A 19,273-nucleotide genomic window follows, 5' to 3' on the forward strand; every position below is an offset into this window, starting at 1 on the left:
TACCGGGCCCGGCGCGATGAGAATGACGTGGCCGTCGGGGAATCAGCTGGGATCGACCCAGAAGGCGTCGCGGTCCAGCAGCCGATCGCGGGTGACGAGTGCTCCGAACTTCCCTCCCGCGCCCGAGTTGTCCGTGTCGAGGACCATGTCCGTGCTGTAGGCGCCGCCGCTCGTCCAGGCGCCCTCCCAGGTGCGCGCCATGGGGTATTCGTCACATGTCAGTCCAGGTGGACGGGGCGTCGAGTCGGGGCAGGCCGTGTCCCGGTTCTTCTTGACCTTCGCCGGGTCGGCAAGCCGGTGAAGGGGGGTGGTGCCGGGGGCTCCCGGAAGCCCACTGGCCTGCGCACGCTTGATGTGCGCCCTGACCGTCGGGTAGGCGGACAGCCCGTCGAGCGTGGGGATGAAACCCGGGATGACGCAGCCGGCGCCGCTGAGGATCCTGTCGCAGCGGATGTCCGGCGAAGGGTACGGGCCCTTTTCCGGCGGAAAGACGTTGATCATCTCCGTGTCCCCGCCCGGATGCGTCAACTGCAGCTCGTACGTGGTGTTGACGGTGCGTATCCCGTCGATGGGCACGTTCACGAGATGGGGGACGGACGGGGTCAGGTAGCGGGTGGAGTTCTCCGGCAGTGTGATCGGAGGGCCGAAGTCGCCGGCCGTACAGCCGTAGGAACAGCTGACCGCCAGGCGGAAGCTGAGCGCGTCGTCCGGGACCAGTTCTCCCTCGGAGTAGAAGCGGACGATCGCGAAGACATCGGTGAGTTCCAGGCTGTCGTTGAACATGCCGATGAAATGCATGTAGTTGATCATGGTGCGGCCGAGCAGAGCCCTCGTGGTGGTGTCGTAGACGCTGACGGTCGCATAGTTGATCAGGCAGGCGGCGAATCGCCTGGTCTTCCACGCGCTCTTCGACTGATCGTCAGGGGGATCGATGCACCAGGCGGGCAGGGGTGGCGGGCCGTCGGCGGCGCTCGTCGAACTCAGGACCGATCTGCCCGGCGGTTGTGTCACCGGCGCGACGCACAGCACCTTCCTCTTGCCTTGACGGGCGAGTGACGGGAAGCGATCACGGATGTGATCGCAGCCGTTCTCCGTGATCGCCCTGGTGGCGGCGTGCGCGACGGCGTCTCGCGCGGAGGCCGTCATCAGCGCGCAAAGCAATAGAAGCGGCACTGTCAGAAGCGTGATTTTTCGTATGCGAAGAGTGCTCATGGCGTCCCGTTGAGGAGGAGGGGGAGTGGAGGGAAGCGAGGGTTCTGCGAGGAGGTGAATCCGGTCCCGGGAACAGGGGCCGACAAAGCATCGGAGACGTCGGTATAGGCCACGTATACGCACTGGTAGAGCCACTACGACGCCCAGCAGGCGTCTTTCATCGCCTCGCACTCCGGCCGGCGTGTGTGCGTCGTTCGGGCCTGACGATCAGCACCTTCGTGAAGGCGAGCGTGACGACCGGCGGCGAGTTGATCCACGCCTGCTTTCGCCCATATGACCTCCTGGTTCACCGCACATAAGGCTCCGGGAACACGCGCCGCCCGCGGTCTCCGCCCGCCCCCGCGAGAAGGGCGGAACCGGCGGTGCCACCAACGTTTCGCCGCCCGCTCCATTCGCGCTTAACGAATCCTTGAGCCGAGCCGATCTGTCCTGATTAGCTGTGGTCGCGCATTTGCACGGACCGGTCCGCGCTACCAAAGGGGAACAGACAGGCCATGGTGCAGTTCCGGCTGCTGGGACCGGTCGAAATCACCACAGACACGCATCCGGTGGATGCGGGCCCGCGCAAACAACAGGCGGTTCTCGCCGCGTTACTGGTCGACGTGGGCGTACTCGTCCCCATCGAGAAGATCATCGACCGGGTCTGGGACGAGGCGCCGCCCACGACCGCTCGCGGGGCCGTGCACAGCTACGTCACCCGGCTGCGGCGGGCGCTGAGCGAGGCCGCCGCCGGAGGCGACGCGCCGAGGCTGGAGCACCGCCATGCCGGTTACGCCCTCGGCGTCCGGCCTGAGCAGGTGGACCTGCACCGTTTCCGGCTGCTGCTCGACCGCGCGCGGGCGACACGAGGGGACGATCCGCGCAGAGCCGAGCTGCTGCGGGAGGCGCTCGGCCTGTGGCGGGGGGTGCCGCTCACCGGCCTGAACGGGGAGTGGGCGGAGTCCGTACGCAGGGAGGCGGCCCAGCGGCGCCTCGGCGCAGTGCTCGACCTGGCGCGCCTGGAGACGGCAGTGGGCCGGGGCGGGGTCGTGATCGAGCGCCTGCGGGAGATGCTCGACGAGCATCCCCTGGTCGAGCCGTTGAGCGCCGCACTGATCCGGGCCCTGACCGCGGTGGGGCGCAACGCGGAGGCGCTGCAGGTCTACGCGGAGACGCGCCGGCGCCTGGCGGAGGAGCCGGGCGCGGATCCGTCCCCCGATCTCCGGCAGGCGTACCGGGACGCCCTCTCTCCGCAGGGCCCCACGGCTGGGGCCACGAGCACGGCGGCACCACGGCGCGGACCGGTCCTGCTGCCCGCGGACGTGATGGGCTTCACCGGGCGGGCAGAGGCCGTGAGCACGCTCGACGAGCTGGCGGTCATGTCCGAACGGGAAGCGACAGCCGTGGTCGTGGCTGTGCTCTCCGGAGTGCCCGGGGTCGGCAAGACCGCCCTCGCGGTGCACTGGGCTCACCACGCGCGTCATCGTTTCCCGGACGGGCAGCTGTTCGCCGACCTGCGCGGTTTCGATGCCAGCCGGTCGGCCGTCACCAGCGAGCAGGTCGTGCGCGGCTGTGCAACTGACGGGGCCGGGTTACACCTGGGTCGTCTTCTGCTTGAGGCGTTCGTAGGGGGTTTGGCCGCCAAGGGCTCCGTGAGGGCGATGGTAGTTGTAGTAGTCCTCCCATTCGCGGAGTTTGTCGTTGAAGACACCGGTGTCGTCGATGACCACGCCGTCGAGAAGGCGGTAGAACTCCTCGGCGTCGATGCGGTGTGACCGCTCCACCTTGCCGTTCAGCCGCGGGGTGCGGGGTTTGATGTAGCTGTGGGCGATGCCCTTGTCCAGGGCGTGCCAGTGGAAGGCTGATTGGAACTCCGCGCCGTTGTCGGTCTGGATGACCTCGACTTTGAACGGCAGACGTTCCAGGACGTAGTCGAGGAACTGGATGGCGGTCTTCTGGTCGCAGCGGGGGTAGATGCGCAGCACCCGCAGGCGGGTGCAGTCGTCGATGGCGGTGAACTGGTAGTACTTCTTGCGCCGGGGAGTGGTCGGCCGCCCTGTCGTCGAGGAGGCGGCTGCCGACTGGCCCGCGGCTGGGGCAAGCGGCTCGATGAACTTCACGTCGATCTGCACCCGGTGGCCGGGCTGCTGCTTCTCGTAGCGCTTCCAGCGCCTGTCGCGGCGCTTGTAGCGCTGCGAGGCCGGCAGGCGGTTCATGCCCAGGCGTTTGAGGATGCGCCACACGCCCGAGCTGCTGATGTCGATGTCGTGGTAGCGCTTGAGGTACATCTGGATCTTCTGCGGACCGAAGTGGTAGTGCTGCCGTAGATGGATGATTTTTCCGACGACGTCGCTGCGGGTGGCGTTCGGGCTGGTCTTGGGCCTGCTGGAGCGGTCGCGCAGGCCCTCGATGCCTTCGGCTTGATAGCGGCGGTACCAGATGTAGTAGGCGTTGCGGCTGATTCCGTAGTACCGGCAGGTCTGCGCGACGTTGCCGGTGACCTCTTCAGCGTGACGGATGATCGCCAGGCGGTGGCGGGCCTGGCGATCGAGCTGCTGCTCGGCTGATGGGGGCATGGATGTCTCCGTAACGATCGGAGACCCGGGGTGTCAACAACCTCCGTCAGTTTTAGACCTAGAGGCGGCGCTAACCCGTTATCAGGGTTCTGGCCTTCCTGAGTGGCTCGAAGAGGGCGAGGTCCTGGTTGGTGAGGATGACGATGGTGTAGCCCTTGGTGGGAAACATGTCCAGCTCACTCCAGTAGCCGGGGATGCCGCCGTTGTGGCCGACCACGCGCACGCCGTTGCGCAACTCGTCGCTGAAGCCGTAGGCGTACTTGCTGTCCTTGTTCAGGCCTTGCACCTTGCCCTCCATGACGGTCCGGGTGAGCTTGGCATTGAGCAGCCGGTGTCCCTGCAGGGCCTGGGCGAACTTGAGCATGTCGCCCACGGTGGAGATGGCGCCACCAGCGGGCGACGCCCCGTCGGGCTGGTCGCCGAGGTCGCGTAGCTCGCCCTCCGGTGTGGTGCCGTCCATCGTCGGCATGCCGACCCACTGGCCGTTCGTGTCGAACAGTGCGTAGGGATGAGCCATGCGCTTAACCTTGGCGGGCGTCCAGGGGCCGAGGAAGGTGTCGTGCATCCGCGCGGGCGTCAGGATGTGCTTGCGGACGTAGTCGGCGTAGTCCTGCTTGCCCACCTGCTCGATGATCGCGCCCAGGACGATGTAGCCGGCATTGCTGTACTGCATCTTCGTGCCCGGCTCGGACGTCAGCGGCTGCTTGACGATCTCCTTCATCAGGACGTCGACGTCGGTCTGCGCATGGTCGTTCCCGGGAACCTCGCCCATGCCCGAGGTGTGGGTGAGGAGGTGATGAACGGTTACCGTGTCGGCGATCTCGTTCGGGAACCCCTTGACGTACGTGCCGATCGTGTCCTGGAAGGAGACCTTGCCTCTCTGGACGAGCTGGGCGACGGCGACGCCGGTGATCATCTTGCCCATGGAGCCGATGCAGAACCGCGTCTCCAGCGTGTTGACCTCGTTCCCAGCCTTGTCGGCCATGCCGTAGGCGTTGTTCAGTACCGGCCGGCCGTCCTTGGCCACCAGGACCGCTCCCGAGAACTTCCCGGCAGCGGCCAATTCCTTCAGATAGGCATGAAAGGCACGCCAATCTTCTCGTGAGGGAACAGCGGCCGCGGCCGCCGCCCGCGCGACCGGCCGTCCGGCGGCAAGCGCCATCAGCAGCGCTCCGCCGACAACGGCCCTACGGCTGACAACCATGGAGATATTCCTTTTCAAGAGTGCATCGACAGGAAGCTGCATCACGCTGTTGCCGGCGAGGCCCCGGCTACCGGGCGCCACGTCGATGCCGTTGATCGGTTCGCGGGGTCCGGAGGCTCGTGGACGCAGGTCGCGGTGGATGGACGCCTCCGGTCATCGGCTGGGGCAGAGCACGGTCGCGGCGGCCTTGTTCATGGCGTCATTGACGGGCATGGCCTGTTGGTTGACGATCTTCAGCGTGGTGGATACCACGAACTGGCGGCGGCCGTCGGAGGAGGTGTAAGTCACCGCCAGGAAGCCGGGGCCACTGCCCGCGGCCGCCGCGACCGTCCCGCCACACAGATCGGGCCGCGGCCGTCCTACCGCCTGCTGCAGGTCCGCCGGCAGCAGCCGGCCCTGGTTGAGCGCGCGGTAGAAGGCGCTGAGATCGCCGGAGGTGGAGACCACTCCTCCGGCCGCGCCGCCGAAGCTCGCGTTCTGCCGGTCGACGTCGCGCGGCCTGCCCTTGGCGTCGGGGTAGTAGCCGTGCCCGTGCGGGCCCTTGACCCCCTGGGGAGGCCTGGTGGTCAAGTAGGTGTGCTTCATCCCCAGAGGTACGAAGAGACGCCGCTCCAGCTCGGCGGACAGGCTGCGGCCGGTTACCTTTGCGACGATCAGGCCGAGGAGAACGTAGTTGGTGTTGGAGTAGGCGAACCCCGCGCCCGGCTCCCCGGTGCGGGGGACCTCGCGGGATGCCTTCACCAGGTCGATCGGGGAGTAGTAGGTCGTGAAGTCGAAGGCGTCGTCGAACTTCCCTGAAGCGAAGAAGTCAGGAATGCCGGAGCTGTGGCGGAGCAGCTGCTGGACGGTGATCTCGCCGGCCCGCTCGACCAGATCCTGCTGCGCCACCTGCGGCAGAACGGCGGCCAGCGTGTCCCTCAGGCCGAGCTTGCCCTCCTTGACCAGTTGCAGGACCACCGTGGCCGTCATCAGCTTGGTCTGGGACCCCACCCGGTAACGGGAAGCCGCAGGAATGTGCCCACCCTTGCCGCCGAGCAGGCGCGTCCCCGCGCTCCCCTGCCCCTGGCGCCGGCCGTCGACGTACAGCTCGCCGATGGCCCCCACCACGCCGTCCGTCTTCGCCAGGTCCTTCATCGCCTGCTGGACGTCTCCCGTCTTGACCTCGACGGCGGCGGTGGCGGATGTGTGGAGACTCAACGCCAGCATGGCCGATGCCAACCCGGTCATGCCGGCCGCTCGTGCACGGCTCATCTCGTCATGATCCTTTCTATGGGGATTTCGAGGTGATCACATCTACCGGCCGGCGCATATCGGCGGGCGATCGGCGAACCATATGTGGTCCATATGTGGACGTTGCGATACTGCCCGGATGCGTGTGCTCCTGGTCGAAGACGAGCAGCCCCTCGCCGGCTACATCGAGGCCGGGCTGCGCAAGCACGGTTTCACCGTGGACCTCGCTCTCGACGGCCGCAGCGCGCTGGACAAATGCGAGCTCACCCCGTACGAGGTGGTGGTCCTGGACCGGGACCTGCCGGAGGTGCACGGCGACCAGGTCTGCCGCCGGCTCGTCCAGCGGGGCGTGTCGCGGGTGCTGATGCTGACCGCGTCCGACGCGGTGGAGGACCGGGTCGGTGGGCTGATGCTGGGCGCCGACGACTATCTCGGCAAGCCGTTTGCCTTCTCCGAGCTGGTCGCCCGGGTGCACGCCCTGGTACGGCGTAGCGCACCGGCCCGTCCACCGGTGCTGCGCACCGGCGGGGTGAGCCTGGATCCGGCCCGGCGCAGCGCCGAGCGGGACGGCAGGCTGCTGCGCCTGACCCCCAAGGAGTTCGGCGTGCTGGAGCAGCTGCTGGCCGCCGGCGGTGACGTCATCAGCGCGGAGACGCTGCTGGAGAAGGTGTGGGACGAGCACGCCGACCCGTTCACCAACGCGGTCCGGATCACCGTCGGCACGCTGCGCCGCAAGCTCGGCGACCCGCCGCTGATCGAGACCGTCATCGGCGCCGGCTACCGGATCGGCCCGTGATGCTGACCGCCCGCGCCCGGCTCGCCCTCTTGCAGACCGCCCTCGTCCTGGCCGCGGGAGCCGCGCTGACCGGGCTGACCTACCTGCTGATGAAGCGGCGCCCGGCGCTCGTCACCCACCTGGACCCGACCGGGCCCGACCCACAGGGCACGCTCCAGCCGGTGCCACCCCAGACGCAGGACCTGCACGATCTCGCCGACCAGGTGCAGGCCGACACCCTGGCCGCGCTCCTGCCCCAGGCCGGTCTGGCGCTCATCATGGTGACCGTCCTGGCCGCCCTACTGGCCTGGCTGGTCGCCGGCCGGGTGCTGCGGCCGATCCGCGTCATCTCCGCCGCCGCCCGCCGGCTGTCGGCCGAGAACCTCACCGAGCGGGTCCCGGTCACCACCCCGGCCGACGAACTGTCGACGCTGGCCGGCACGGTCAACGACATGCTGGACCGCATCCAGTGCGGCGTCGCCGAGCGCGACCGGATCCTGGACGGCCAGCGGCTGTTCACCGCCAACGCCGCCCACGAGCTGCGCACCCCACTGACCACCGCCCGCACCGCCATCGACGTCACCCTGGACGGCCACCCCAGCCGCAACGAGCTGCTCACCATGGCCGGCGACGTCCGCGACGCCGTCACCCACATGCAGCGCGTCCTGAACGGGCTGCTGCTGCTGGCCCGCAGCCAGGCCGAAGCCGGCACGCGGGCGGCGGCCGATCTGGCCGCCATCACGGCAGCCGCCCTGGGCACGGCCGAGGAGCAAGCGGCAGCCGCCGGCATAGCCATACACGCAAGGCTGCGGCCGGCGCTGGTCACCGGCGAGCCCGTCCTGCTGGAACGCCTGGTCGGTAACCTGGTCGACAACGCGCTCCGCTACAACCACGCCGACGGGTACCTCATCGTCGAGACGCACACCGTCGAGACGCGCACAGCGGGCGCACGCGCCGTGCTGCGGATCTGCAACACCGGCCGCGAGATCGCGCCCGAGGAAGCTCAGACGCTGCTGGAACCGTTCGTGCACGGGCAGGGCACCCGCGTCCGCACCGACGGCCCGGGCCTGGGCCTGGGACTGTCCATCGTGCGCGCGATCACCCATGCCCACCATGGACACATCGCGATCACAGTCCGCCCAGGCGGCGGCCTCGACATCACCATCGAGCTCCCGCCTCACTCACGGGCCGCAGAACGGCCGGCACGACGACCCGCTGCGGTCACCGCACAGCCGGCGTCCGTGATGACTGCGGCATCACCGAGGAGCCGTCCCGCTGAATGAACGCATCCGACGCCTACGGGTCACCGGTCCCGAGCTGTTGGGAATCGGAATCCATCCGCCTGCCTTCGGCGTCAAGTAACTAAGAGCTGGGTGCTGAAGGTGTCTCGTTCGGGGTTCTACCGGTGGATCAAGGCGGCGCAGGCCCGGGCGGAGCGGGCCTCGGAGTCCGCCCGGCGGCGTTTCCCGTGATCGAAGGGATCCCCGGGTGTTCATCTAACGACCGTTAGATGAACGTCAGCCCGAGCATGTCCAGGCGAGCCGTCAGATCTCGCCAAAGCGTTCATCTTGCCGTTCATTTTCCAATAGTGTTCAGCTACCCCTCAAGGCACGTTTGATGAACGGAGGGCGCTCCCCGATGGCGCTCATCGGCCTGGTGCGGGTCAGCACCGACAAGCAGAACACTCAGCGACAGCACGACGCCCTCGACCCCATCTGCCTGAAGGTGTTCGAGGAGAAGATCAGCGGCAAACTCGCCACCGACGACCGGCCTGCGCTCCTGAGCGCGCTGTCCCACATCCGCGACGGCGACCTGCTGACCGTCCAGGAGGTCGACCGCCTCGGCCGCAACCTCCTGGAAGGGCTGATCGTCCTCAACGACCTGTTCCAGCGCGGTGTCGGCGTCAAGGTGCTGGAGGGCGTCGCAGCCGGCGAGCACACCGAACGCTCCCTCATCCTCGACCTGGCCCTCGCTCTGGCCGAAGACCGCCGCCGCGACATCACGCGCAAGACCAAGAACGGCCTGGAAGCCGCCCGCAAACGCGGCCGGGTCGGCGGCCGCCGTCCTGTGGTCGACGACGACAAACGCGCCGCCATCCTCGCCCGGCGCCAACGCGGCGAATCCATCCGTACCATCGCCGCCGGAGTCAAAGTCTCCGTCGGCGTCGTCCACAAGACCCTCGCGGAGTCCGGCGGTGATGGCGACTCCAGGTAGTTGCGGGCATCGGGCAGCGAGTCCTTCCGCTCCTTGTCGGTCAGCTCCTCCCCGGTTGAACAGAGAATTCCTTCGTAGGCGAGCTGCTGGAGGGCCTTGGCCGCGGCCAGGGCGTGCTGGCCGCCGAGCGGGATCTGAAGCAGCCGCACGACGCTCTTCTCCAGAGGACGTTAGGGCTGGTCAGCGGGGTTTGCCCTCGGCGATTGTGGCGGCGCCCTGAGCATCGGGTCCTCGCAGCGAAGCTGATCCACAACGGGCCCCTCGCGACCCACGCCACATCAACCGAGTGACCGAGCGGCAGGCCACCACCATGGCCACCGCGGCCGCTTACCTCCCGCTGCTGCTCTACCGGTTCCGCACTTGCACCGGTAACCCAGCCCCGACGGCTCGCTAACGCTATTGGCGCGGTTGCCACTCAAGGGCCTGCGCATGGGTCAACGACAGAGTCGCCGACGCCGGGACCGGGCAACGCGCGTATGAATCTTCGTAATCAATGAACAGTCTTCGCTCACTGCGATCAAGATCCTTCTCAGCGCCAACGGCTGTCCGGCGGTTCCTCACCCCGTACTTCACGGAAGGGCCATTCCTGAAGAGAAACGGTAGACACGACATCAGCAAGGTCCAGCCCTCAGGACGACAACGACAAGTAGCGATCCCAAAATCACGTCATCAAGCGATCCAAGTCACAGCGAAGCCCTCGCCTGGTTCACGTCGGAGCGGTCCGCCCTGCTCGCGTGCGCCGAGCTCGCCGCCGCGTACGGGTTCGACACACACACCTGGCAGCTGGCGTGGTCCATGAGCAGTTTCCTCGACCGTACGGGGGCCTGGCGGGACATGATCGCGGTGCACGGTCACGCTCTCGCGGCGGCCCGAGGGGACGACCGGGTGCTCGCCCTCAGCCGGCTCGGGCTCGCCCTGGCCCACACCCGGCTGGGTGACGCCGACGCGGCCGTCCGGGAGTACGGGCACGCGCTCGAGCACTTCGCCCGGCTGGAAGACCTGACCGGCCAGGCGCACATTCACAGCAACCTTGCGCGGGTCTTCGAGCAGCAGGGCCACCATGTGGAGGCGCTGGACAGCGCCGAACACGCACTCCGGCTCTACCGGGCCGCCGGCCAGCGGCACTGGGAGGCCAGGGCGATCAGCGCGATCGGCTGGTACCACATCGCCGTCGGAAACCATCGGGAAGCGCTCGCCCACTGCCGGCAGGCTCTGACCTGGCTTCGGGAGGCCGGGGATCGCGACGGGGAATCAGCCACCTGGGACAGCCTGGGCCACGTCCACCATCAGCTCGGAGACTACGACGAAGCCGACACCTGCTACCGGCGCGCGCTCGCGATGCACCGGCAGGACGGCGACCGCTACAACGAGTCCCTGGTCCTCACCCATATGGGCGACAACCACGAGGCGGCGGGCCGGGAAGCGGACGCCCGCAGCACATGGCGTCTGGCGCTGAACATCCTGACCGATCTGGGCCACCCCAGCGCCGGTGACCTCCGGTCGAGACTGGGGCTGTCGGATGACCCCGCCTGACGACATGTCGACGAGCGCGGCGAGCCACGCGCGGCCCCGGCTCTGCCGGGCTGGAGCTGCCGGGCTGGAGCTGCCGGGGTAGCCGTGGCATCCTGAACTGCGCCCGCGGCCGAATATGCTCGTAGCGTAATTTGCTGATGGCGAAATGTGCTCAGGGTGAAATAGCCAGGCCCTTTTCCCGGTTCCGGGACTAATGTCGCCGCACAACCCGATTACCGGAACAGGGAGACCAGATGGACCACCACGCCCGCTCAGGCGACCCCGCCACCGACCGCCTCGCGTCCGGCGACCTGAGCCGTAGGCTGCTGGAACAGCGCATCGTCGTGCTCGGCCAGGAGGTGGACGACGACATCGCCAACCGGATCTGCTCGCAACTGCTGTTGCTGACCGCGGAGGACTCCACGCGGGACATCAGCCTTTACATCAATTCCCCCGGCGGTTCGGTTTCGGCCGGTCTGGCGATTTACGACGTCATGCAGTACGTGCCGAACGACGTCGTGACCGTGGGCATGGGCCTGGCCGCGTCGATGGGGCAGTTCCTGTTGTGCGCCGGCGCGCCGGGCAAGCGCTATGCCCTGCCGCACGCCCGGATCATGATGCACCAGCCGTCCGGCGGCATCGGCGGCACGGCGGCCGACATCGCGATCCAGGCCGAGCAGATGCGGTACACGAAGAAGACCCTGGCCGAGCGCACTGCTCTCCACACCGGCCAGCCGCTCGAACGCATCGAGGCGGACGCCGACCGGGACAGGTGGTTCACCGCCGAGGAGGCCAGGGAGTACGGCATGGTCGACCACGTGGTGGCCGGGCTCGGCGCCCTGCGGACGGCCCAGTGAGCGCCTGAGCGGGGGAGCGCGCTCAGCCGCAGCGCGTCCCCTTGGCCGGGACCGTCCCCTCCAGCAGGTACGCGTTGACCTTGTCGTCGATGCACTGGCTCTGGCCGTACGCGCCGTGGCCCTCGCCGTTCAGCGTCAGCAGCACGGCGGTGCGCAGCTGGTCGGCCAGCCGCGGCGCCCACTGGTAGGGCGTGGCCGGGTCGTTCGTGACGCCGACCACCAGGATGGGATGGGACCCGGTGGCGTCGACGTGCCTGGCGGCGTCGTCCCCGGGCACCGGCCAGACGCTGCACGCCCCGGCGCTGATCGCGGTCGAGGCGAAGATCGGGGTCTTCTTCTCCAGCCGCCGGGACAGCTCCTCGGCCTGGGCGACCGAGGGGCGGTCGGTGCTGTCGACGCACAGCACCGCCGGCAGTGAGAACTGCAGGGTCGAGTAGGTGCCGTTCGGCTGCCGCCCGGCGTACTGGTCGGCCAGTGCGAGCAGGCCGTCGAACTTGCCCTTCCTGCCTTCGTTCAGCGCCTCGGTGAGCAGCGGCCAGGTGTACTTGCTGTAGAGCGCCTGGGTGATGCCCGCCCGGGCGATGTCCTCGGTGACCGTGCGCGAGCCGACCTTCCCCGGTGTGCGCGCCACGGTGTCGAGGAGCTTCAGCACGGTGGCGTTCGCGGCGGCGGCGTCGGCGCCGAGCGGGCAACTCGTCCGCGTCTTGGTGCAGTCGGCCAGGTAGTCCTCGTACGCCTTCTGGAAGCCGAGGGCCTGCGTCTTGGCCATGTCGAGCATGGTGACCGAGGGGTCGACGGCGGAGTCGAGCACCATCCGCCCCACCTTCTCCGGGAACTGCGTGGCGTACACCGCCCCGAGGTGCGTGCCGTAGGAGAAGCCCAAATAGTTGAGGCGCGGGTCGCCGAGGGCGGCGCGCAGCGACTCCATGTCGCGTGCCGCGTTGACGGTGCCGACGTAGGGCAGGATCCAGCCCGCGTTGCGCTCGCACGCCTGGGCGAATCCCTTGACGAGCGCGGTCTCTGTGGCGGCGTTCTCGCTGGGCTCCCTGCTCATGTACTGGTCCATCTGGGGGGCGTCGAGACAGCGGATGCCGCTGCTGCGTTCCACACCGCGCGGGTCGAAGCCGACGAGGTCGTAGCGGCTGTTCAGAGCGGAGAACGCGTGGGCCGCGTTGATGAGCGTCGTGACGCCGGAGCCGCCGGGACCGCCGAAGTTGAAGACCAGGGAGCCGATCCGCCGGCTCTGGTCGGTGGCCCGCAGCCGGACCAGGGCGATACCGATCTTCTTGCCTTCCGGCTTGGCGTAGTCGAGGGGCACCTGGAGCGTGGCGCACTCGAAGCCGGAGGAGGAGGCCGTCTCCTCGCACGCCTTCCAGGACAGAGCGGGCGTGCTCGACGCGTACCCCTCCGGGGTGACCCGCGCGCCCCCGCAGCCGGCGGTCGCCGTCATCGCGCCGAGCCCGGCGACCGCCGCCGCCATCACCGGCCAGACCCTTCGCGCCGTCGCTCGCCGCGCCGCCCGCATCCGCGCCGCCATTCCCCGCGCCGCCACTCGCGCCGATATCCCTCGCTCCGGAACCCCTCGCGACAACGCTCGCGACACTGACAACCCTCCGTGTTCGACTGTATTCGGAGGGTGTCTCGTTTATATCGCATGCCGTCGCGACCGCACCGCCGACTCACCGGAACTCCGCCTTACCGGACAATGGTCTAAACCATTTCCCCTCCCGTGCGGCGGAACCTTCATGCCGTCCTTGACGACGAATTGGTTTATACCACTGCGCGATCGTCGAAAGAATGGCGGTTCTTTGATTGGATTAGACCTCTCCGATGCCTTCTACCTGCTTAGACGCCATATGTGGCGAAGGGTGAGGTTTGGTGCTGCTTTTCCTAGGTACAGTCCGGTTGCGGGCCGCGTCCGCGGTTTTATTGAAGTCGGCGAAGGAGTGTCGCATGCCCAAGTATGTTTACGACTTCACCGAGGGCAACAAGGACCTCAAAGACCTACTCGGTGGCAAGGGCGCCAATCTGGCGGAAATGACCAACATCGGCCTCCCCGTGCCTCCCGGCTTCACGATCACCGCCGAGGCGTGCCGCCACTACCTGGGGCACGGCGGCATGCCCGACGGGCTGGAGGGGGAGATCGGCGAGCACCTCGCCGCCCTCGAGGCGCGGATGGGCAAGCGCCTCGGTCAGGCGGACGACCCGCTGCTGGTCAGCGTGAGGTCGGGGGCGAAGTTCTCGATGCCCGGCATGATGGAGACGGTCCTCAACATCGGCCTCAACGACGACTCCGTCCTCGGGCTGGCCAAGCAGTCGGGCAACGACCGTTTCGCGTGGGACTCCTACCGCCGGCTCATCCAGATGTTCGGCAAGACCGTCCTGGGCATCGACGGCGAGCTGTTCGAGGACGCGATGGACGAGCTCAAGGGCGAGCGGGACGACACCGACCTCGACGCCGCCGACCTCCAGCGGCTGGTCGAGACCTTCAAGGGCATCGTCCGGGAGCGGACGGGCCGCGACTTCCCCGCCGACCCCCGGGAGCAGATGGACCTCGCCGTCAGGGCGGTCTTCGACTCCTGGAACGCCCCGCGCGCGATCCTCTACCGCCGCCAGGAGCGCATCCCCGCCGACCTCGGCACCGCCGTCAACGTCGTCGCCATGGTGTTCGGCAACATGGGCCCGGACTCCGGCACCGGGGTCGCCTTCACCCGCGACCCCGGCTCGGGACGCCAGGGCGTCTACGGCGACTACCTGCGCAACGCCCAGGGCGAGGACGTCGTCGCCGGCATCCGCAACACCGTCCCCCTGCAGGAGCTGGAGACCATCAACCCGGGGGCCTACCGCGAGCTCCTCGACATCATGGCGACGCTGGAGCGGCACTACCGCGACCTGTGCGACATCGAGTTCACGATCGAGCGCGGCAAGCTCTGGATGCTGCAGACCCGGGTCGGCAAGCGCACGGCCGCCGCCGCCTTCTGCATCGCCACCCAGCTCGTGGACGAGGGCCTGATCGACATGGACGAGGCGGTCACCCGGGTCACCGGTGACCAGCTCGCCCAGCTCATGTTCCCCCGCTTCGCCGCGACGGCCGGCAACCGCAGGCTGACCACCGGCATGAACGCCTCGCCCGGCGCCGCCGCGGGCAGGGCCGTCTTCAGCTCCGAGCGGGCCGTCGAGCTGGCCGGGCGGGGCGAGGCCGTCATCCTCGTGCGGCGGGAGACCAACCCCGACGACCTCGCCGGGATGATCGCGGCTCACGGCGTGCTCACCTCCAGAGGCGGCAAGACCTCCCACGCCGCCGTGGTGGCGCGCGGCATGGGCAAGACCTGCGTGTGCGGGGCCGAGGAGCTGGAGGTCGACCCGCACGCCCGCCGGTTCACCGCGCCCGGCGGGGTCGTCGTCGACGAGGGCGACGTGATCTCGATCGACGGCGGCACCGGAGCCGTGTATCTCGGTGAGGTCCCCGTCACCGCCTCGCCGGTCGCGAAGTATTTCGAGGGCGAGCCCGCCGAGGACGAGCTGGTGCGGGCGGTCGACCGGATCATGACCCACGCCGACTCCGCACGCCGCCTCGCCGTACGGGCCAACGCCGACACCCCCGAGGACGCCGCCCGCGCCCGCCGCTACGGCGCCCAGGGCATCGGGCTGTGCCGTACGGAGCACATGTTCCTGGGGGAGCGGCGGCGGCTCGTCGAGGACCTGATCCTGGCCACGACGCCCGAGGCGCGGCAGGCCGCGCTCGACGCGCTCGAACCGCTGCAGACCGGCGACTTCACCGGCATCTTCGAGGCCATGCGCGGGCTGCCGGTGACGATCCGGCTGATCGACCCGCCGCTGCACGAGTTCCTGCCCGACCTCACCGACCTGGCCGTGAAGGTGGCCCTTGCGGAAAAAGGGGCCAGGGACGGGGCGGACGACCGGGACCGCAGGCTCCTCGACGCGGTCAAGCGGCTGCACGAGCAGAACCCGATGCTCGGCCTGCGCGGAGTACGGCTCGGCCTGACGATCCCCGGCCTGTTCGCCATGCAGGTGCGGGCCATCGCCACGGCGGCCCGGCGGGTCGAGGGCGCGCGGGCGGAGATCATGATTCCGCTGGTCGGCGCGGTGCAGGAGCTGGAGATCGTCAGGGAGGAGGCGGAGCGGATCCTCGCCGAGGCGGGCGTGGAGGCGGCGATCGGCACGATGATCGAGGTGCCGAGGGCGGCGCTGACGGCCGGGCAGATCGCCGAGGCCGCCGAGTTCTTCTCGTTCGGCACCAACGACCTCACCCAGATGACCTGGGGCTTCTCCCGCGACGACGTGGAGAGCGCCTTCTTCGGAAAGTACCTCGACCTGGGCGTCTTCGGGGTCTCGCCGTTCGAGTCCATCGACCGCGAGGGCGTCGGCCGGCTGATGCGGATCGCGGTCGAGGAGGGCAGGCGGACCCGGCCCGACCTCAAGCTCGGCATCTGCGGCGAGCACGGCGGGGATCCCGACTCGGTGCACTTCTGCCACGAGATCGGCCTCGACTACGTCTCCTGCTCGCCGTTCCGCATTCCGGTGGCCCGGCTGGAGGCGGGCCGTGCCGCGCTGAGCTGCGCGCAGTCCGACACGCGATGAGTTGAAATTCCACAGAACATCCGGACTGGTTGTGGAATGACCAGGTCGGAGTGGGGGCGGTTCACCGGGTCGCGCGACACGGCCCGGTGACCGTTGAAGCCGCACGCCTGACTGATCACTCTACGTACCTACCGCAAGGGAGGGCGTGGAGTGAGAAGACGTCGCCGCCTGCCGTCGTCGGGGACCGGCGCGGCGTCGCGCCGTGCTGTCTTCGCGTTGCGTTGTGCTGCCTTCGCGTCGCTTTGTGCCCTCGTGACGCTGCTCGCCGCCGCCCCCGCTTCGCCGGCCGTCTCGCTGACGGCCTCGATGGCGGGCGGGGCGGGCCAGGAGCCGTCGCCGTCGAGGCAGTACCAGGTGGACGGCCCCGCCACCGTCGCGCAGCGCAGCGCGGTGGCCCGCACGGGCGCCGCCGTCGACGAGGTGCACGGCCGGAGCATGGTCGTCACCGCGACGCTCCAGGAGGCCGACGCCATCCGCCGGCTCGGGTTCACGGTGACCGAGCTGGCACCCCCTGACGAGGCCCGCGGGCCGCAGACCTTCGACTTCCCCTCGGGGGACTCCGGCTACCACAACTACGCCGAGCTCAGCACGCTGGTCGACCAGGTCGTCGCCGCCCATCCCGCGATCGCCCGCAGGTTCAGCTACGGCCGCTCGTACGAGGGCCGCGACCTGATGGGCGTCAAGATCAGTGACAACGTGGCCACCGACGAGAGCGAGCCGGAGGTGCTGTTCACCGCCCACCAGCACGCGCGCGAGCACCTCACCGTCGAGATGGCGATCTACCTGCTGCGCCTGTTCACCGACAACTACGGCGCCGACGCCCAGATCACCGACCTGGTGAACACGCGGGAGATCTGGATCCTGCCCGATCTCAACCCCGACGGCGGCGAGTACGACATCGCCACAGGCTCCTACCGGTCGTGGCGCAAGAACCGCCAGCCCAACTCCGGCACCTCCAGCGTCGGCACCGATCTCAACCGCAACTGGGCCTACAGGTGGGGCTGCTGCGGCGGCTCCTCCGCCACCCCGTCCAGCGAGACCTACCGCGGCCCGGTCGCCGAGTCGGCCCCGGAGGTCAGGGCTGCGGCCGACTTCGTCCGCAGCCGCGTGGTCGGCGGCGTCCAGCAGATCAAGGCGGCCATCGACTGGCACACCTACAGCGAGCTCGTCCTGTGGCCGTACGGGTACACGACGGCCGACACCGGCCCGGGCATGACGCAGGACGACCGGGACGCGCATGCCGCCCTCGGCCGGAGCATGGCGGCCACCAACGGGTACACCGCCGAGCAGTCGAGCGACCTCTACATCACCGACGGATCGATCGACGACTGGATGTGGGGCACGTACAAGATCTTCACGTACACGTTCGAGATGTATCCCAAGGGCAGCAGCCCCGGCTTCTATCCGCCCGACGAGGTGATCGACCGGGAGACCTCCCGCAACCGGGCGGCCGCGCTGCTGCTCGTCCAGAACGCCGACTGCGTCTACCGGGTCATCGGCAAGGAGGTCGCGTACTGCGGCACCGGCACACCGCCCGCGACCGTCTACTCCGACACCTTCGAGACCGCGACCGGCTGGACCGCGAACGCCGCGGGCGCCGACACGGCCGCCTCGGGCGCGTGGGAGCGGGCCGACCCCGCCGCGACCTCGTCCAGCGGGGCCAAGCAGCTCGGCACCACGGTCAGCGGAAGCCACGACCTGGTCACCGGCGCCGCCGCGGGAACGAGCGCCGGGGACGGCGACGTCGACGGGGGAGTGACCACGATCACGTCGCCGCCGATCGCGCTGCCGGCGTCGGGGACGCTCACGCTGTCGTTCTCCTGGTATCTCGCCCACGGGTCGAACTCCTCCACGGCCGACTACTTCCGCGTGAAGGTGATCGGCGGCACGACCGGCACGGTCTTCGAGCAGCTCGGCGCGGCCGCCGACAGGGACGGCGCGTGGAGCGTCGCCACCGCGTCGCTGACCGGGCTGGCCGGCCAGACCGTGCGGATCCAGTTCGAGGCGGCCGACCTGGCCTCCGCCAGCCTTCTGGAGGCCGGGGTCGACGACGTGACGATCACGAGGACCTGATCCGGCGGAGATCACGCGAGCACGGTCACGCCGGCGAGGGCGACCAGCGTGACAAGGGTCGTGGAGAGGGCGCCCAGCGCGACGGCGCGGCGGCCGGTGCGCAGGAGCGCGCGCAGGCGCACCGCCGCTCCCATGCCGAACAGCGCGGCGGTGAACAGCAGGGTCTCCGCGGTCTTCAGCGCCGCCAGCGACGCGGGCGGCAGGACGCCGAGGCTGCGCAGGGCCGCCATGGCGAGGAAGCCGGCCACGAAGAGGGGCACGACGGGCGGCCTCCTGCCCTCGGTGGGAGCGGCCGTACGGCGGCGCCGGAGGGTGACTCCGGCGATGAGAGGGGCGAGCAGGACCACCCGGGTCAGCTTGACGACCACCGCGGTGGTGAGCGCCGCCCCGCCTACGGCCTGCGCGGTGGCCACGACCTGCGCCACCTCGTGCACGCTCGCGCCGGCCCAGACGCCGAACGCCTCCGGAGACAGGTGCAGGAGGCCCCCGGCCTGCGGCAGGACGGCGATCGCGAGCGAGCCGTACAGCGTCACCAGGGCGACGGCGGTCATGACGTCCTCCTTGTCGCCGTCCGTCACCCCGTCCATGGCCGCGACCGCGGCCGCTCCGCAGATGGAGAAACCGGTCGCGACGAGCAGGGACAGCTCGCGCCCCAGTCCGAGCCTGCGGCCGAGCCACTGCGTGCCGAAGAAGGTCGCGGTGACCGTCACCACGACCAGCAGCAGCACCGGAAGGCCCAGGGCGAGGACGTCGGGAAGGGCGAGCTGCGCGCCGAGGAGGACGATCCCGAGCCGCAACGGCCCTCTGGCGGCGAACTCCAGCCCCGGACGCAGGGCGGGTGAGGACAGGCCCAGGTTGGTCGTGACGGCGCCGAGGACGAGCGCCGCCATCAGCGGGCTGACGGCGGGGACGAGCGCGTTGACGGCGACGGCCAGGGCAACCCCGGCGGTCGTCGCGAGCAGTCCCGGAAGCAGTTCGGAATCACGCGTGGAACGGGCGGCGGTGGCCCGCGTGGGAGACGGAGGCATGCGGAGATCGT

The 19,273-nt window shown here is 69.3% G+C and carries 13 protein-coding genes and 1 pseudogene; 8 read left to right on the top strand and 6 right to left on the bottom strand.

Features of this window, described 5'->3' with window-relative positions; genetic code table 11:
• Nucleotides 1-42: 42 nt before the first annotated feature.
• On the bottom strand, nucleotides 43-1,146 hold the full coding sequence (locus FLW16_RS07375; protein WP_185949300.1) for a hypothetical protein: 1,104 nt from the start codon (nucleotides 1,144-1,146) through the stop codon (nucleotides 43-45).
• A gap of 560 nt (nucleotides 1,147-1,706) precedes the next feature.
• On the opposite strand from FLW16_RS07375, the pseudogene FLW16_RS45005 reads away from it, so the two are divergent.
• A pseudogene (locus FLW16_RS45005) lies at nucleotides 1,707-2,417 on the top strand (BTAD domain-containing putative transcriptional regulator); the annotation flags it as partial.
• Between the two features lie 366 nt (nucleotides 2,418-2,783).
• Here the strand turns inward: FLW16_RS45005 and FLW16_RS45010 are convergent.
• The 3 genes from FLW16_RS45010 to FLW16_RS07395 form a co-directional block, all read right to left on the bottom strand.
• Nucleotides 2,784-3,767, bottom strand: a complete 984-nt coding sequence (locus tag FLW16_RS45010; RefSeq protein WP_142558959.1) for an IS481 family transposase — start codon at nucleotides 3,765-3,767, stop codon at nucleotides 2,784-2,786.
• Nucleotides 3,768-3,837: 70 nt separating this feature from the next.
• Nucleotides 3,838-5,052 carry a serine hydrolase gene (locus FLW16_RS07390; protein ID WP_142558961.1) on the bottom strand — a complete coding sequence of 405 codons (1,215 nt, stop codon included), beginning with the start codon at nucleotides 5,050-5,052 and terminating at the stop codon, nucleotides 3,838-3,840.
• Between the two features lie 72 nt (nucleotides 5,053-5,124).
• Nucleotides 5,125-6,222 (bottom strand): serine hydrolase, encoded by a 1,098-nt coding sequence (locus tag FLW16_RS07395; RefSeq protein ID WP_142558963.1) that lies wholly within the window; start codon nucleotides 6,220-6,222, stop codon nucleotides 5,125-5,127.
• 118 nt (nucleotides 6,223-6,340) lie between these two features.
• On the opposite strand from FLW16_RS07395, the gene FLW16_RS07400 reads away from it, so the two are divergent.
• From FLW16_RS07400 to FLW16_RS07420, 5 genes are all read left to right on the top strand, one after another.
• The gene (locus FLW16_RS07400; RefSeq protein ID WP_142558965.1) at nucleotides 6,341-6,997 is read left to right on the top strand and encodes a response regulator transcription factor; all 657 of its coding nucleotides are present in this window, start codon (nucleotides 6,341-6,343) and stop codon (nucleotides 6,995-6,997) included.
• Entirely contained in the window at nucleotides 6,997-8,259 is a 1,263-nt protein-coding gene (locus FLW16_RS07405) for a cell wall metabolism sensor histidine kinase WalK (protein ID WP_142559083.1), read from the top strand. The genes FLW16_RS07400 and FLW16_RS07405 overlap by 1 nt, the downstream gene beginning before the upstream one ends.
• 334 nt (nucleotides 8,260-8,593) lie before the next feature.
• Nucleotides 8,594-9,190: a recombinase family protein gene (locus FLW16_RS07410; RefSeq protein WP_260614978.1), complete on the top strand. Its 597-nt coding sequence runs from the start codon at nucleotides 8,594-8,596 to the stop codon at nucleotides 9,188-9,190.
• Nucleotides 9,191-9,985: 795 nt separating this feature from the next.
• Nucleotides 9,986-10,723: a tetratricopeptide repeat protein gene (locus FLW16_RS07415; RefSeq protein WP_142558967.1), complete on the top strand. Its 738-nt coding sequence runs from the start codon at nucleotides 9,986-9,988 to the stop codon at nucleotides 10,721-10,723.
• 233 nt (nucleotides 10,724-10,956) lie between these two features.
• A complete protein-coding gene (locus FLW16_RS07420; protein ID WP_142558969.1) occupies nucleotides 10,957-11,559 on the top strand; it encodes an ATP-dependent Clp protease proteolytic subunit in 603 nt (200 codons plus the stop codon).
• Between the two features lie 22 nt (nucleotides 11,560-11,581).
• On the opposite strand, the gene FLW16_RS07425 is transcribed toward FLW16_RS07420, so the two are convergent.
• The gene (locus FLW16_RS07425) at nucleotides 11,582-13,111 is read right to left on the bottom strand and encodes an alpha/beta hydrolase (RefSeq protein ID WP_260614979.1); all 1,530 of its coding nucleotides are present in this window, start codon (nucleotides 13,109-13,111) and stop codon (nucleotides 11,582-11,584) included.
• A gap of 401 nt (nucleotides 13,112-13,512) precedes the next feature.
• Here FLW16_RS07425 and ppdK point away from each other — a divergent pair, with 401 nt between their 5' ends.
• A complete protein-coding gene (gene ppdK, locus FLW16_RS07430) occupies nucleotides 13,513-16,161 on the top strand; it encodes a pyruvate, phosphate dikinase (protein ID WP_142558972.1) in 2,649 nt (882 codons plus the stop codon).
• Between the two features lie 252 nt (nucleotides 16,162-16,413).
• Nucleotides 16,414-18,234, top strand: a complete 1,821-nt coding sequence (locus tag FLW16_RS07435) for a M14 family metallopeptidase (RefSeq protein ID WP_260614980.1) — start codon at nucleotides 16,414-16,416, stop codon at nucleotides 18,232-18,234.
• An 11-nt stretch (nucleotides 18,235-18,245) separates the two neighbouring features.
• Here the strand turns inward: FLW16_RS07435 and FLW16_RS07440 are convergent, their stop codons facing one another.
• Nucleotides 18,246-19,262 carry a YeiH family protein gene (locus tag FLW16_RS07440; protein ID WP_142558974.1) on the bottom strand — a complete coding sequence of 339 codons (1,017 nt, stop codon included), beginning with the start codon at nucleotides 19,260-19,262 and terminating at the stop codon, nucleotides 18,246-18,248.
• Between the last annotated feature and the right edge of the window lie 11 nt (nucleotides 19,263-19,273).

The sequence above is a fragment of the Microbispora sp. KK1-11 genome (assembly GCF_006874435.1).
Taxonomy (GTDB): Bacteria; Actinomycetota; Actinomycetes; order Streptosporangiales; family Streptosporangiaceae; genus Microbispora; species Microbispora catharanthi.

Excerpts from the sequence above, each read along its gene's own strand:
- FLW16_RS45010 (WP_142558959.1), bottom strand. The coding sequence starts at position 3,767 with ATGCCCCCATCAGCCGAGCAGCAGCTCGATCGCCAGGCCCGCCACCGC.
- FLW16_RS07405 (WP_142559083.1), top strand. The coding sequence starts at position 6,997 with ATGCTGACCGCCCGCGCCCGGCTCGCCCTCTTGCAGACCGCCCTCGTC.
- FLW16_RS07440 (WP_142558974.1), bottom strand. The coding sequence starts at position 19,262 with ATGCCTCCGTCTCCCACGCGGGCCACCGCCGCCCGTTCCACGCGTGAT.
- FLW16_RS07415 (WP_142558967.1), top strand. The coding sequence starts at position 9,986 with ATGAGCAGTTTCCTCGACCGTACGGGGGCCTGGCGGGACATGATCGCG.
- FLW16_RS07410 (WP_260614978.1), top strand. The coding sequence starts at position 8,594 with ATGAACGGAGGGCGCTCCCCGATGGCGCTCATCGGCCTGGTGCGGGTC.
- FLW16_RS07420 (WP_142558969.1), top strand. The coding sequence starts at position 10,957 with ATGGACCACCACGCCCGCTCAGGCGACCCCGCCACCGACCGCCTCGCG.
- FLW16_RS07400 (WP_142558965.1), top strand. The coding sequence starts at position 6,341 with ATGCGTGTGCTCCTGGTCGAAGACGAGCAGCCCCTCGCCGGCTACATC.
- FLW16_RS07375 (WP_185949300.1), bottom strand. The coding sequence starts at position 1,146 with ATGACGGCCTCCGCGCGAGACGCCGTCGCGCACGCCGCCACCAGGGCG.
- FLW16_RS07395 (WP_142558963.1), bottom strand. The coding sequence starts at position 6,222 with ATGAGCCGTGCACGAGCGGCCGGCATGACCGGGTTGGCATCGGCCATG.
- ppdK (WP_142558972.1), top strand. The coding sequence starts at position 13,513 with ATGCCCAAGTATGTTTACGACTTCACCGAGGGCAACAAGGACCTCAAA.